The organism is Pontibacillus sp. ALD_SL1 (genome assembly GCF_017355605.1).
The window spans coordinates 332,511-346,665 of sequence record NZ_CP062975.1; the positions used below are offsets into that span (position 1 = coordinate 332,511).

Below are 14,155 nucleotides of genomic sequence, written 5' to 3' on the forward strand. Positions count from 1 at the left end.
CATAATGGATTCAATGAAAAACCTTATGGGGACAGGGGTTGAGCGGTCATCTTTTCCTTTCTTCAGCATATAGTGATAGAAGGAGGGTGATTGATATGCTTAAAAAATTCAGCAACCCGTTTCGGGTCGTGGATAAGGGAACAACACATAAGAAAACGATTGTAAGTGGTGATTTAGACCATATTGAAAATCAGGAAATTGAACCCGTATACAAAAAGAATGGAACGCTTGATTACATTCTTTTTAAACATAAACAAAACCGTAGAGAATGGATTCGCACGCTTCATTTGTTTCGTGTTGCGAGTGTTTCGAATGAAGTGCGAGATAAAACGAGTAATGAGGAAGCTTTTAAAAACATATTAAATGATTTCCGACGGGACGGAAGTTCTCTTGTCGTGTTGTATGCGTATAAACCAGGAGAGAACATCATCATAGGATATGGGATTTTGCAGGAGGGACCCCTGAACAAGCGGGAACAGATGGTAAAAGAAGGGCGCAGAAGCGTCAACGTTCTTGAGACTCAATTTCGGTCGGCTTACAACAATATTGAGATCGTGCCGTTAACCTACGACGAGTCCTGGGTGATTGACAGCATATACTATGAGCATATGACGATGGCGCGCGGAATTCCTAAAGCGGATTCGTCTCTTGGATCAAGAGTTGGAACGAATTACTCGAACGCTCCTAAAATCGGGCGACAGGTAAGTGAGATTCTTTTGAAGGGGATGACGGCGAAAACCGTCAACGGTCAAATTGAGGGATATGGATTCCTCTTTTTAACGGTATTTGATCCGCTGCCGAAAGAAGAAATCAGACGCGGGATTTCCCTTCTTCAAAACGAACTCGGTAAAGCGGATTCTTCCTCTCAAATGGGAGAGAGTGAGAATGAAAACTTTAGCTTCCCGCTTTTATTTGGATACGGATTTGGTGAAATGTTCGGCCAAAGCGAAGTAGACACGATCGGAGCAAGCGAAACAGAGACCGTCTCTCAAGGAGAGTCCCAAACGAGAACCGTCGGAACGAGTGAAATGAATTCAGAAGGCATGAGTCAGCAAACGAGCCAGGGAACGTCTTTAACGAATACCGATTCTTCCTCTAAATCCGAAGGGAACGGAGGAAATGTAGGTGCCAGTCTTATTGTTCAGGATACGTGGAACTGGACAGAAGGAAACACAGAAGGTCAGTCCATCGCAGAAGGCCAAAGCAATTCCATCTCACAAGGGATGACGGAAACGAATTCTGAAGGCCGATCTGAGAGCAATGCCACAGGCGTTACAACGTCTCAATCTTCCGCTCAAGGAACGACTACCTCTCAGGCGGTCGGAGAGAGCCAGTCTCAAGGCAACAATCAAAGCGCAGCTGGCGGGGTCAATATGGGAGACGGGGCTGGGATTTCCCGTCAGATTAAGGACCACTATCAAGCCTTTTTGGCAGAAATCTTAAAAATCAATGAAGTACGGTATCAGTCTTCCCTTCGAGACGGAATGTTTGATTGCCGTATGATGGTGCTGACAGAAGATGAAGAAGCAAAGCTAGCCGCAGAAGAGCTGATTAAACAGGCGTATATGGACAAAGAAGCACCTCTTCCGATTCGCATATGCACGTTCAAGTCAAAAGAAGAGGAACGACTGATGAAGCGTTATGTGAAGGGGCTGGTCAAACCAAAAGCCCTTGACGGACGAAATGTTGTTCCAGAACGCTATCGGTTCTCCACGTATGTGACACCTTTTGAAGCAACAGCCTTTAATCTGCCGCAGGATAACTTGCACGGGTATATCTCTTCGTTTGATCCCATACCGCCTACCATGGCCTATGTTGGTAAGATGCAAGAGGGGGCTATTCTTGGAAAACAATGGGACCGAAACCTGAACCTGCAAGGGAAACACAATTTCACACTCACAAAGGACCAGTTACGAGGGCATATTGGCATATTTGGTGGAACAGGAACAGGTAAAACGGTTTTCACCCAGCGGTTTATCTCAGAGCTTCACAACAAGTTCGATATGAATTTTCTTCTCATGGATTGGACGAAAAACCACAGAGCATTAATCAACCAGGTAAAAAATCCGAAAAAGTTTCGATTTAACTCGTTTGATCCGAACCTCATGCCCCTTCATGTGAATCTTGTCCGAACGCCTCAGGGGGTGAGTGATTACAAGTGGAACTCTGTGTTTGCAGAACTTCTGTGTTTCTCGATGGGGCTTGGGGACCGATCGCTTCGCATTATTACGAAGGTCATGAAACTGACGAAAGAAAAAGCGCGCGAGGGGAACTATGAACCGACGATGAAGCATTTTATTGAAGAAATTGCGGTATTGTTCCTGAGTCGTATGTCTCAGCATGCTGGCGACCGAGGGGATCGTTCCATTTCCGCTCAGATTCGTAATCAGATGCGGTTTATGCCGAGTAATGAACAACAAAGTTTTGGTTCTCTTATTGAACGAATGGAGGAGTGGATGGACGAAGAACATCCCGCTTTCATGACGATGTGTAAGGGACCGTTCATGCCGATTGAGGATTTGGTTCGAGGAGACTTCGTTCACCTTATAGAGGGGGCTGAGATTCCAAAGGAAATCCGACCATTTGTCATTAACGGATTAGCTGCTGGAATTTTTGAATACTGCGCCGCTCGGGATGAGAAGTTAAAAAAGCCGACCTACCTGATCTTCGAGGAAGCGCAGGCTGTGCTTCAGGAACCGACGGGCAATGAACCGTTAAACATCAATGAAACTATTTTTGAAACCATGAGTAGAGAGGCCCGAAATTACAACCTCTTTATTGGTTATGTTTGCCAGAGTCCTGAAACCCTTCCGCCCCTTATTTTTGATAACATGCCGATACGGGTTGTTTTTCAGCTCTCAAGTGAAACGGCTAAGTCTAAAATTGTGTCAGCGGGTGGACGCGATCCGAATCGTTTGGACGTTGACCTCGTTAAATGGCTCTCGATGAAGCCAAGGGGGATGTGTCTCATACGACTCAGCAACTTCGATCGCATACAGGAAGGGCAGTTCGTGGCGGTCAAAACGATTATGAACCATACGGAGACGATGACAAATAATTTCTTCAAAACACTTTATTACAAGAAAACAAAATAAGATAAACCGCACAAGAATATCTCTTGTGCGGTTTTTCATGTGGAGCGATGTAAGGAAGAAAGAGCCCCTTTCGTTTTCCTGAGATGTTTTCCTAAATGGGCGAGAGACGCGTAGAGAAGAATATAAGCATCCTTTTCTTTATCTAACAACAGTGTTCTAATCACTTTGTGCGCTTCTTCCCCTTCTTTCTCAAGTGCCTCAAGGGATGAAGGCGGGATGTCCCCCTCATAACACAGGAATAATTGTTCATCTAGTGAAGTTAAGCTGTACAGCGATTGCTGGAGACACCGTTTCTCCTCGTCGGTTAGTTGGTGAATGCTAGATCGGAAGGTTTCAAGGGTCTTAACAAGTTCTAATTCGCTTTTAACAAGCGCGAGAAAACGAAGAAGTGTGATTTGTTTTTTAAGGAAAGCTCTCGTGTATTTCCGTTTGTGAAGGAATTCATCACCGTACAATTCAAGCAGGGTTTCGGCTTCCTCTATATTTTCAGAAGCAGTTTTTACAGCTTTTTTGTAAGAAGCATGGGTTAAGGTGTGATAGGTTTCGGTTCGGAGTAAGAGAGAGAGGTGATCGCTCGTTGTTTTCAGATGCTGAAACAATCGTTTTTCATAACGGGGCGGGAAGAGAAGCGTGTTGATCACAAGAGAAGAGAGGATTCCGATCATAATGAGGGCCACCCGTTCCCCTGTAAACAGAAGGAGTTCTTCATGCTGAATTTCTAACACAATGATGGCCGTCAGAACGGATATCCCCATATTAGAAACGCCAAGGCGCAGGTTCACGGCAATGAGAAGCATAACCACAACTCCGACGGTTAGCGCATTGTATCCAAAAAGGAGGAGCGCGATGAGAGCGATGGAAGCGCCGAGCAAGTTTAACAGGAATTGTTCGAGAAGCGTTTTATAAGAACGATAGACGGTAGGCTGAACGGCTAAAAACGCAGCCACTCCTGCATATGCGGGATACGGAAGTCCGAGCATGTGGACGATGAATACAGCCAATCCTACGGCGATCCCTGTTTTAAATGTACGTGCTCCGATGTTCATAGATTCCCCTCCTTTTAGAACCCGTAGCATATCCTAAGGACGGGAAAATGCAAGATTTATAGGGGCTTTTGTGAGAGAAAGGAGGAGGGTTTATGGAATCCAGGTGCAATGTATCTGTAACAGATATGTGCCACAAGAGAGTATCTCAATGACCGTTTCGCTTGGTAACCTCTTGATTGAATATGCATGATCACCAGGGGGCGGGTATCATGTAACCGTTAAAGGATCACCTTCTGAGTATACGAGCACGTTGACATGGATGATTTCTGCTGGACCCTGAGGATTTGTCATATCCCCTTTTTCTGCTTCATATATATAAAGTGTATAAAACAGATAGGGGTGTTCTAATATGAGTCAGGTTGAAACAATACAATTGGTACAATTTTTTGTATTAGCGTTATTGCTAGTGGCGATAGGGATACAATTAGTAAGAATGTGGTTAAAATACCGCGTTCATCGTATGGTGTATGGAAAGGGTCTTGATAAGTACGTGGAGCACAAAGCGTTAGAACAAGAGTTTAAATTGAATAAGTCGAAAACGACTGACACGAATTAAAAGGATGCCACCAGGCATCCTTTATTTTTTGAATACATCCTCTATATCATCAAGCGTTTGGACTTTCAGGGAGTCGATTCCCTTCTCAAGGAATTCATTTCCGTTCAATTGAACGTCAAACGGGGTTACGCTCGATTTGATTTTCACTTTAAATTCTTTCTTATTGGCCTGGAAGCGAAGCCTTGTGAAGGAAAGGAGTAAACGTCTTAACAGGACATATGCTCCTTTTTCGGGTGTGTTGCTTAACAGAATGGCGAATGTGTCCCCTTTGATACGGGATGGCATGTCAATTTTACGACTGCTTTTTGAAATAATTTTAGCCACATCCTGCAACACGCGGTCGCCAACTTCGAATCCGAGTTTTTCGTTAATCATATGAAAATCCTGGATGTCAATGACAACAAGGGTGAGCGGAACATAATACCGAACGGATTTCTCAAGTTCCAGCTGAAGCTGATCCTGAAAATGACGGTAATTAAACAACCCTGTAAGACTGTCCTGGATGACGTGGTTTTTGTTTTCTTCAGCCATCAGATAATACTTAAACACAAAGCTCATCAGGTGGAGAAGCGTGTAAATTTCTTCCCAGCATGTGATCGTTTGTTCTTCATAAATAATAAGTGTGCCAAGGAAGCGATCCTTGGATGTAATCGGCAAAGCAAGAAAATATCCGTCCTCCTCAGGATTTCCAAAAAGGGGTTTATCTTCTTTTCGAAGCTGTTTATAGAGTTGTGTTTGCTCGCGTACTTTTGTTTCAAGTTCCGCTTCATTTCCGAAGTAGGCCACCATGTCAAATGAGCGGTTCCCTAGAGCTTGAACTAAGACAACGTCCCCTTCTAATGGTTTAATCGTGCTGAATGCTTTCGAACAAATATTATGTATGGATTGCTGGTTGCTTAGCATTTCAAAGATTTTCGAGAACACTTCATATTTCTTGAGCGTTACGCCTTCTTTGTTTAACAAGTGTTTTGTGTAATCCATATGTGTACACCTCCCTTAAAATTTCAAATATTATAGGGGGGAGGTGGGGATATAGCAACTGTTTTCCTTTTTTTGTTTAATAAAATCAAGCATAGCGCTTCGCTATGCTTGATTCGTGGCTTCTTCCCTTATTTCTTCAACCAGATTTTTACGAAGGGTTTCGCGGTTCTCGTGGAGTTTATCCTGATACTCTCCGAATTCTTTGTTGATGGTATCAAGCATCTGATCCAGATAACGATGCGTTCTTACGATCACATTTTTGCTGTATGCATCCACTTCTTCTTGTTTTTCCGCAACTTCTTTTTCTGCCTCAATGACAATATCATGCGCATAGCGCTCGGCTTCTTTGGCAATATCCGCTTCCTGAACGGCATTTTCAGCACGAGAGCGAATGAGTTCTGCTTCCTCTTCGGCTTCCCTCAAGATGCGATCTCGTTCTTTGACGATCTGATCTCTCAGTTCGTAAACGTCGGCCAAATCTTTAAAATCGGACTTGAATTCCGTCTCTAATTCCATCAGGAGTTCTTTAAAACGTTTTGCTTTAATATACATACCGAAACTTCTTTCAGCGTCTAAGGAAGCTTTCATTTTTTCGAGCACCTGTTCTGTTTTTGTTTTGGACATGATTTTCCCTCGCTTTGTTTATCCTTTTATAACCGTACTTTGAATGGATTAAGAGAAAACCCTTTTTCCCCACGCAAAAAAGTAGCGGCTTTTCCGCTACTTTTTAAGAGCCAGACATTGTTGATCAGAAATGCGGTAGGTTTCAATCGGTTCGATTAGAGAAGAGAGCAATGAATAACGGTTCTCGCAATGATTATCACCTATGAAGAGCAAACATTTTCTGCTGAAATCCTTGTGGCGCTCTGCAAGAAACGACGTGCTGAGCGGTTGACCGATATAGGCGGCGGACGGAGTGTAAATCACCTCTGTACATTCTTTTACTTTTTGTCCAAGAAACGAACCATGTTCTAAAACATCTTCCCCGTACACAAAGGTGGGCCATTGCTCTGTTAAGGGTTTGGCTTCGGCGACGGTTTGAACGTGTTGAGGGGGAAGGATGTCATTTGATGCGAATGAAAAGAATCCGTACGGAGAAACAATGCCGTAATCATAAACTTCAACACCTAACAGATTCAACAACGAACTGATATAAGTTGCCTGAATCCGATCCTGCATGCTGGGATCGGGTTGATGATAAGGGTGATTGTGAACCACCATTACTTTAGAGGATCTCATTTCTGAGGTTGCTCTGATAAGGGCTTGGCGGTCGAGCGTCCCGCTTATTTTATCTTCGTTTTTTGATATAGGGTAGGGATGAAGTCCGTCTGATTCCATAGAGAACAGCATCTGTTTCTCGTGACGGAGGGGTTTGAACACATTCCAAATTTCTTTTATGTGTGTTTTCATGTTTTACCACTCCTTATATATAGTATATGTCAGGAGTGGAAGAATTTTCAGCGCTTAATACTCTTTGTAGAACATATTTTCTTGCAATTTTATCATTTCCATTTTTCGCTTAACGCGTTGAAGGGCGTTATCGACTCTTTTGGCTTTTTCAATTCCTAGTGTTTCCTGGATTTCTTTGTAGGATTTATCTTCTGTATGTAAGGCAAAAATCTCCCGTTCAACGGGGCTGAGCTTCGGGAGGAGCTTTTCTTTTCTGCTTTCTTCTTTTTCTTCTAACAGCAATTGCTCTTCAGGTGTCAGAAAGTCAAACGGCATGCCATACAACACTTCTTTTTTACCGCCAAAAATATCGGAGAAAGTCATATTATCGTTTTCAGGGAGGGGGCGATCAAGGGGGATTCCTTCGTTTAATGGGATGTTTTTCTTCCTGGTGCTATATTTGATTGCTGATATCAGGTTTCGGTTAATGCAGAGTTTGATGAAAGACTCAAAACCTTTTTGCACTCGGATAAGTGCGAGTTCCTCCTCGCAATCCTGACTGCACGTCTGGACGGTGTGGTCTTCTTCACTGAAGATTTCTGAACAGATCATGCAAGGGCGTTCCGTTTCTTTTGACGGTTTTACGCGTTTATTCATCATGCTCTCTTTAAAATCTTTAATCGCTTTATAAATCGCGTACAAACCCTCCTGAACTAAATCTTCAGGTTCTCCGCCTTTTAGAAAGTAGTTTCGGTGGTTAATGGTTGCATGAACAAACCCTTCGTATTGATCAATGATAACGCGTATCGCAGTCTGATCTTCTTCTTTTGCGAGTGCGATCAGTTCGGCCATAGGAAGTTTTTCATCCTGGTAGTAGGAGAATAAAGGAACTTTTTTGTACTCTTTCAATCAAAAGACCTCCTTTTATTAAGATCTTTTCTTACATTATCTCAAAAGCACTGTTTCCCTTTAAAAAAGAGAAAACAGAACGTTTTCTCTTGTTAGCGTGATTCAACCAGATAAAATTCTACCTGTGAATCTTCCGTAAACGTAACATCGGTTCCTCTTCGAACTTCTAGGACGACATCCTCTCGCAACTGATGATACTTTCCATCAATAATTGCAACACCAAGGCCCTTACGACCAATAATCAGGCGTTCTTGTTTGGATGCTTTGATGCTCGCAGAACCACCTGGTATGGTTATGATATTTAACGATAGTTCTTTAAGGTCTTTGAAGTTGTATGTTGAATCGATGAGCCCGATATCTTCACGCTCCACTCGACTCGTTGGTTGCATATGATACATAGTAAACCCTCCTCAAAAGCTGTATTTTTCTTTTATACAGTACACCTTATCCCCGTGCCTCTCCTTTAAAAAAAGAAAAAAGAGGGGAGATCCCTCTTAATTCTGAGCATCCGTCATGTGGTCGTCTTTCATCCGATCTTCTATCGATTTTCTCACCATATCTCGAGGCACACCGATCAAAGAACGGGAGCGATTGCGAATCAGTTCGGCATTTGAATTTCCGCTTGATTGAAGAGGCATGAAGGTTCTGGCGATAATCGGTTGAGACTGTATCCCTGATTTTGTCATAACCCGCATCACAACTTCCCCTCGACCCAGGTTTGATATATCGTTCGCTTTGTATCCTTTATCCGTATCTTTGTCATAGTAGACGTCCTCATAGAATTTGGAGTCCGTTGTTCCCATACGGAAGGTAATCGTCGTACCACAGTTATTGAGAATGGCCGACATAAGGAAGTTACTTCCTGTTTGTTTCAATTGATCCAAGAACTGGTGCGCGATAATTACACGTTTGTTACACTTCACTGTAATAGCGAAGGGTGAGGGGATTCCTCACTCTTGTATTCTCATACAAGGTCAGACTATACCATGTACTCGCAACCGAGTACCGCCTATTATAGTCGTTGAACGTCCCTCTTATCTAAAAGACTTAGAGGTTTCGCTGCTGATTGCCGATTCAACAGATTGTTACCTGTTTATCACATTGTTTTTCAAACCGTCGCGTTCAGTTTTTCAACTCCCGCTGTGGTACAACATGTTTTACGGGTTTCCAGCAATTTAAGACGTTTGCTTATCATGTCGCCACGATAAGGGGCTAACGGTAACCCAAGTCGATATTTTCGCGCTTCCGATAAAATTTCAGCGAAGGAGCGGGCTCCCCCTTCATCACCAACGAAGTTTTGGACAAGTTTTCCATATATGGAGCTATTTGCCATATACGCGTTCGCTTATGAACTGCTGCCTGTCGCCAGACAGAAAAGACTATATCTTCATCTCGTTTCCGAGATGCTCCCCGTTTCGGCTACGCTTGCAGCCTACGAGCTTTCGCTCTAGTCGTTGCACCTTCCTGATTGCTCAGGCTTGGCTCAGGATTGTCTCAAAGGATTTGAGAGTTTCCCTGAATTAGAGGAGTTTTTCGATACGTGTCACCACGTAAAGGAGCTACCTTTAACTCATCGACGTATAAGAACGTCGGAACTCGTTGGTCTTGCGGTATGTTAACGCGTTGCATGGCCGCGATTTGGATTTTTGAGATCAGCATGGTTCCAAGTAGTGCTGAGTTCTCAAATCCCATGTCACCACGGCTGAACCGTGCCAGTATGACACCGCCATTGTTGATGGTGTCGGCGATATTTAACGTTGATTTTTTCTGACAGATAATGTTTGAAACCAGGCCGTTTGCAATAAAACGACGGATTTTGTTTAGTGGAGCATGTGGCGATAGGTAACATGTGTTTTCCCCCGCCCCACACCGTGCGTGCGACTTTCACCGCACACGGCGTTCCATCATAAGACTACGCTTATGACTTGAGTCCTTCCCTCCCTGTTGGTTAGACAGTTCCCAGGTACTATGACTCTACCGAACCCTTGATAAATTGCTGTCACCAGCAAACGATGTCAACGAGGGCTATGCTCTCCATCGTCAAGGGGTCACACGTTCCGTTTTTCGTATCTCTCGCTTCTGCCCTTAGGTGCCATTTATCTACCGCTTGTGAACTCGCTCCCCTGTAAGGAACGAAGGAGGTTCCTAACCTAACACCGTACTGCTCCCTCACAAGAAACGCATAGATGCGCCTGTGCTAACGATAGGTCTGTCAATGGTTCGTCCCGCATACACGATCCTCACCATAGGCAGGTTATAGAAACACATCGCGAACTTCACACCCTTTCTCTCATAGCAAGAAAGCGCATGTCGCTAGTGCTGTGATCCTTCGAGGCGTTACCCTCTCATTTAATCACTCCGAAAAACAGTTCTCATTACCGAGCTATGACTTTTCCACTAAGAACTTAACGCTCGATAACGGATGAAGCTTTTCCCTTCATAACGTGTCATACTTAGGTTTTGCACAAGGAATTTCCCTTGCCCAGCAAGGGTTGGGAATACAACTTCCCAGTAGTTTCGAACAACAGGATCTTTAATGTGTTGGATAACGCGGTGACGGTACGGTTCATTTACGAGGATCAACAGGAGTTCAAGAAGGCCTCCGCCTTCTGGTGTGTCAAGGATGGCAGAACATCCCATTCGGAAGATATCATCCGTATTCGGTCCGATAGCACCCTCGCCAAATACACGCTTCATGGCTGTGATATAGGCATCCACAACGAGGATCTTTTCCATCTCTTTCTGGATCGGGTCATTGGAAGATAATTCCAGCAAATTCATCCCGAAGGGGTTCAGAATATCGGCAGGATCTAGCACAAAAATATCTTCTCTATCAACCTCTATCTTCTCTAGTATTTCGTCTACCAATTCCCCGTGAGGATCCACCACGACCACACCTTTACCTGTGTTAATATCATTGGCGATCATGTTTTCTAACAGGGTAGATTTCAATCTGTTATCCTATCAGTTTTTTATCTGATAGATCTTATTCTTGTATTTGAATAAGTTCAGCGTACATTTTTGCCCTATCTAGTAACTAGACTTAGGCAGCGGAGACTCTTGGAGGTATTTTTGCTCTCTTAGCGCTCAACCTCTACGCGTTACAAAGACTTCTGATGGAAGCCCTCTCGGTATTCCCGTCTCAGGGTTCACCGATTTTCCCCACTCGTGCTCTTTGATGTTTCCATCAAAGACGGCAAATCTATTTATTTACCAACCCCTGTCATACCTGATACATAGACATGGCGCATTCTACCATTTAGATCAAGCCCAACACGGCGTTCGTTCCCGTGCATGTCCATGGCGTAGGCAAATGCGTTTTCTTCTGCCATATCAGGCGGTACCTCGGTTCGTTTACTTTGGATTTTCTTAAGGCCTGGCGTCGTGTTTGTTTTATTCGGAAGGTGGGCGAAACCAGCTAACTCAACAGCTGTTAACACATCATCGTGATTGGTGATGCTGAAGTGGCGATGTTTCATACGGTGGTAGGTTTTTTTCTTATTAAGAATGAATTCTTTCTCAAACCCGTTGTTTGGTCCATCCAGTTCCTTGAATGAAGCGATGATGTTACGCACCTTTTCTTTTGCGACTTCGCTTCCAAGAGGAGAACCGACAAGGATGCGAACCTGAAAAGCAAAAGGGTTACGGGTTACTTTCTCAAGCATTTCTTTTTGTTTGTTTTTATCAAGGCTCGAGTTTGAAACATCAAGCTTTGATTCAGGTACTTTGGAGCCAAACATGGTATCAAGGATCCCTTGGAGAATTTTGAAGATCCCAATAAAGAAGAAGGAAACGAAATTCAGCCATTCTGGAACTTTCCCTGGTTTGCGTCCGCTTTTCTCATATTTGATCAACGTGCGTTCGGCTTTACGAAGCCACGAAGGAGCTATGGGGCGCATAACCATTTGAATGACAGCAATTTCTTTATTATCTTGTTGGGTCATGGCTGATGTGATGGAAGAAAGGGGATCGGCTTCGAAATCTTTAAACAGTTTGATGGCAAATGCGCTATCATCCCGTAATCCGAGTTCTGCTGTTTCGATGACTCGAAGCTGATCTTCTGGCCCTGGTATGTAATCTTCTGTATGAGGATCGAGAGACCTGATCTGAGCTTTTGAGTAAAGGCCTAATATGCGTTGTTTAATGAGAGATTCGTATTGAGCTGGCACCCAGAAGTTAAACGTGATTTCTTTTTTGGCGTCCGATGCAGTATGCTCTGATTTAATCTCAAATGTGATATGAGGTTGTGGTTTAAACGGACGCTTGTGCCAGGGAATATAGAGCCCGCTGTAAAAACTGGACCACATTTGTTCAACGCTTAAATGATTGGTTTCGGTATCTTTTTCTAGAATGACTTCTAACAATACAGCGTCCTGGCTGTATTCTCGCATTTGGCTCATCATGTAGATGTACCAAATAACATAACTGATAATCGTCAGGACAAGGACCCCTAACGGTATCAGGACATATAAATCCATAGGCTTCACCTCTTTTTTTTCGTGGTGAGATTATAGGTCAGCAAAAAGGAAAGTCAATGTTATAGGGGAGGAAAGTGCAGGAGCAGAGACTTGAAGAAGAATAGAGAAAAAAAGAGGGAATTTACTCAAGCTTGTTCATTTGTTTGCTATAATCTGGAAAACACAAAACCACTCTAAGGAGGACTCAACATGCTTCAGATTGCAAACTCCATGAACGTTAACTTATTTCGTCTGAATGACGACATCAAAAGATTTCCTCAGGTTCATCCGATCACAGCGGACATGCACCAAACAAGAGAGGGAATATCCCGTTTGGTTATGCTTGACCGTTACAGTTTTAAAGATTCTATGAAAATGACGCTAAAAGACGGGGATTTTGTTGTGGTTACCGTCAAAGATGATGAAAAGTATCCTTCAAAGGGGCTCGGTAAAATTCTTCAAATCGACAGAGCCAGAAATAAGGCTATGATTCTAGTAGAAGAGGAATTCAGAGGTCCTTTAAAAGATGAAGAGGCAGAGAAAGGGATTATCGAAAGAGGGATGAATGATTTTGAGAAACCATTAGAAATCTACTATGAACAAATCTGTCATCGTGTAGCAAGGGGATTGGCAGAGCCAGAGCAAAATGAGGCTAAACGAAAAGAAGATGAACGTCTGTTTTACGAGGCTCTAGCTTCCAATGCCTTCGTACCAGCTGGTCGCGTCTTATACGGAGCAGGTTCTGGAACGCAGGTAACGTATTTCAATTGCTACGTTATGCCTTTTATTAAAGATTCAAGAGAAGGTATCAGCGATCACCGTAAAATGGTGATGGAGATCATGAGCCGAGGCGGGGGTGTCGGAACAAACGGTTCAACACTCCGACCGAAGCATGCCAGAGCAAGAGGTGTAAATGGAAGGTCAAGTGGTTCTGTCTCCTGGTTAAATGATATTGCCACGCTCACTCACCTTGTTGAGCAGGGAGGATCAAGGAGAGGGGCCCAAATGCTTATGATGGCGGATTGGGCACCAGATATTGTAGAATTTATCGTTTCCAAGATGCAAAATCCAGATATTTTGCGTTATTTGCTCCGAACCATCAAAAATGAATTTATCAAAGAGCACATCCAACGAAAACTTACCTTCAATCCCCTCACGGACAGCGAGAAGAGGATGCACGAACAAATCGTGGCTTTGAATGGTCGATTCGATGAGGAACAGGTTCGGTCTTCAGAACAAATTCTGGAGGACGGGGGCACCTACGATGTCATCAACAAGGAATTTCTGTCTGGAGCCAATATCAGCGTAACGATTACAAACGATTTTATGGATGCTGTAAAAAACGACGAGGACTTTCATTTGCGTTTTCCTGATATCGAAAACTATTCAAAACAAGAGATGAAAGATTACAACGAAATGTGGTCTGAAGTTGGCGACGTGCGCGAATGGGAGCGAATGGGGTACGGTATTAAAACATATCAGACACTTCCCGCTAAAGAGTTGTGGAATTTAATTAACACATGTGCCACATATAGCGCGGAACCAGGCATTTTCTATATCGACAATGCCAATGATATGACGAATGCCAGTGCTTACGGGCATAAGGTCGTTGCGACCAATCCGTGTGGTAAGGAGTTTGCCTCACGTTAAACATCGCAGAATAAAGCGGGGAGCCTTACAGAGGTAATCCGAACCGAAGGCATTCCGTAAAACGGATGTCAG

Annotated in this window: 11 protein-coding genes and 1 pseudogene; 3 read left to right on the plus strand and 9 right to left on the minus strand. The window is 43.6% G+C overall.

The features are described from left to right. Positions 1-95 precede the first annotated feature (95 nt). Positions 96-3,095: a helicase HerA domain-containing protein gene (locus IMZ31_RS20830; protein ID WP_207531456.1), complete on the plus strand. Its 3,000-nt coding sequence runs from the start codon at positions 96-98 to the stop codon at positions 3,093-3,095. Between the two features lie 35 nt (positions 3,096-3,130). Here the strand turns inward: IMZ31_RS20830 and IMZ31_RS20835 are convergent, their stop codons facing one another. Beyond that, complete coding sequence (locus IMZ31_RS20835) at positions 3,131-4,141, minus strand: FUSC family protein (protein WP_207531457.1); 1,011 nt, start codon at positions 4,139-4,141, stop codon at positions 3,131-3,133. A 349-nt stretch (positions 4,142-4,490) separates the two neighbouring features. Between IMZ31_RS20835 and IMZ31_RS20840 the strand changes: the two genes are divergently transcribed. Further along, positions 4,491-4,697: a hypothetical protein gene (locus IMZ31_RS20840; RefSeq protein ID WP_207531458.1), complete on the plus strand. Its 207-nt coding sequence runs from the start codon at positions 4,491-4,493 to the stop codon at positions 4,695-4,697. 21 nt (positions 4,698-4,718) lie between these two features. Here IMZ31_RS20840 and IMZ31_RS20845 read toward each other — a convergent pair whose 3' ends face one another. The 8 genes from IMZ31_RS20845 to IMZ31_RS20880 form a co-directional block, all read right to left on the minus strand. Continuing rightward, positions 4,719-5,678 (minus strand): GGDEF domain-containing protein, encoded by a 960-nt coding sequence (locus tag IMZ31_RS20845; protein ID WP_207531459.1) that lies wholly within the window; start codon positions 5,676-5,678, stop codon positions 4,719-4,721. A 102-nt stretch (positions 5,679-5,780) separates the two neighbouring features. After that, a complete protein-coding gene (locus IMZ31_RS20850; RefSeq protein ID WP_207531460.1) occupies positions 5,781-6,302 on the minus strand; it encodes a hypothetical protein in 522 nt (173 codons plus the stop codon). 96 nt (positions 6,303-6,398) lie between these two features. After that, a complete protein-coding gene (locus IMZ31_RS20855) occupies positions 6,399-7,088 on the minus strand; it encodes a JAB domain-containing protein (RefSeq protein WP_207531461.1) in 690 nt (229 codons plus the stop codon). 54 nt (positions 7,089-7,142) lie between these two features. Beyond that, positions 7,143-7,976, minus strand: a complete 834-nt coding sequence (locus tag IMZ31_RS20860; RefSeq protein ID WP_207531462.1) for a sigma factor-like helix-turn-helix DNA-binding protein — start codon at positions 7,974-7,976, stop codon at positions 7,143-7,145. Positions 7,977-8,068: 92 nt separating this feature from the next. Then, positions 8,069-8,374, minus strand: a complete 306-nt coding sequence (locus IMZ31_RS20865; RefSeq protein WP_207531463.1) for a hypothetical protein — start codon at positions 8,372-8,374, stop codon at positions 8,069-8,071. Between the two features lie 96 nt (positions 8,375-8,470). Next, positions 8,471-8,824 (minus strand): hypothetical protein, encoded by a 354-nt coding sequence (locus tag IMZ31_RS20870; protein WP_207531464.1) that lies wholly within the window; start codon positions 8,822-8,824, stop codon positions 8,471-8,473. Positions 8,825-10,373: 1,549 nt separating this feature from the next. Then, entirely contained in the window at positions 10,374-10,928 is a 555-nt protein-coding gene (locus IMZ31_RS20875; protein ID WP_207531465.1) for a type IV secretory system conjugative DNA transfer family protein, read from the minus strand. Between the two features lie 254 nt (positions 10,929-11,182). Next, a complete protein-coding gene (locus IMZ31_RS20880; RefSeq protein WP_207531466.1) occupies positions 11,183-12,454 on the minus strand; it encodes a DUF8128 domain-containing protein in 1,272 nt (423 codons plus the stop codon). Between the two features lie 189 nt (positions 12,455-12,643). Here IMZ31_RS20880 and IMZ31_RS20885 point away from each other — a divergent pair. After that, positions 12,644-14,062, plus strand: a pseudogene (locus IMZ31_RS20885) (ribonucleotide reductase N-terminal alpha domain-containing protein); the annotation flags it as partial. Between the last annotated feature and the right edge of the window lie 93 nt (positions 14,063-14,155).

Coding starts and splice junctions, on each gene's coding strand:
- IMZ31_RS20850 (WP_207531460.1), bottom strand. CDS start 6,302: ATGTCCAAAACAAAAACAGAACAGGTGCTCGAAAAAATGAAAGCTTCC.
- IMZ31_RS20830 (WP_207531456.1), top strand. CDS start 96: ATGCTTAAAAAATTCAGCAACCCGTTTCGGGTCGTGGATAAGGGAACA.
- IMZ31_RS20845 (WP_207531459.1), bottom strand. CDS start 5,678: ATGGATTACACAAAACACTTGTTAAACAAAGAAGGCGTAACGCTCAAG.
- IMZ31_RS20870 (WP_207531464.1), bottom strand. CDS start 8,824: ATGTCGGCCATTCTCAATAACTGTGGTACGACGATTACCTTCCGTATG.
- IMZ31_RS20835 (WP_207531457.1), bottom strand. CDS start 4,141: ATGAACATCGGAGCACGTACATTTAAAACAGGGATCGCCGTAGGATTG.
- IMZ31_RS20840 (WP_207531458.1), top strand. CDS start 4,491: ATGAGTCAGGTTGAAACAATACAATTGGTACAATTTTTTGTATTAGCG.
- IMZ31_RS20855 (WP_207531461.1), bottom strand. CDS start 7,088: ATGAAAACACACATAAAAGAAATTTGGAATGTGTTCAAACCCCTCCGT.
- IMZ31_RS20880 (WP_207531466.1), bottom strand. CDS start 12,454: ATGGATTTATATGTCCTGATACCGTTAGGGGTCCTTGTCCTGACGATT.
- IMZ31_RS20865 (WP_207531463.1), bottom strand. CDS start 8,374: ATGTATCATATGCAACCAACGAGTCGAGTGGAGCGTGAAGATATCGGG.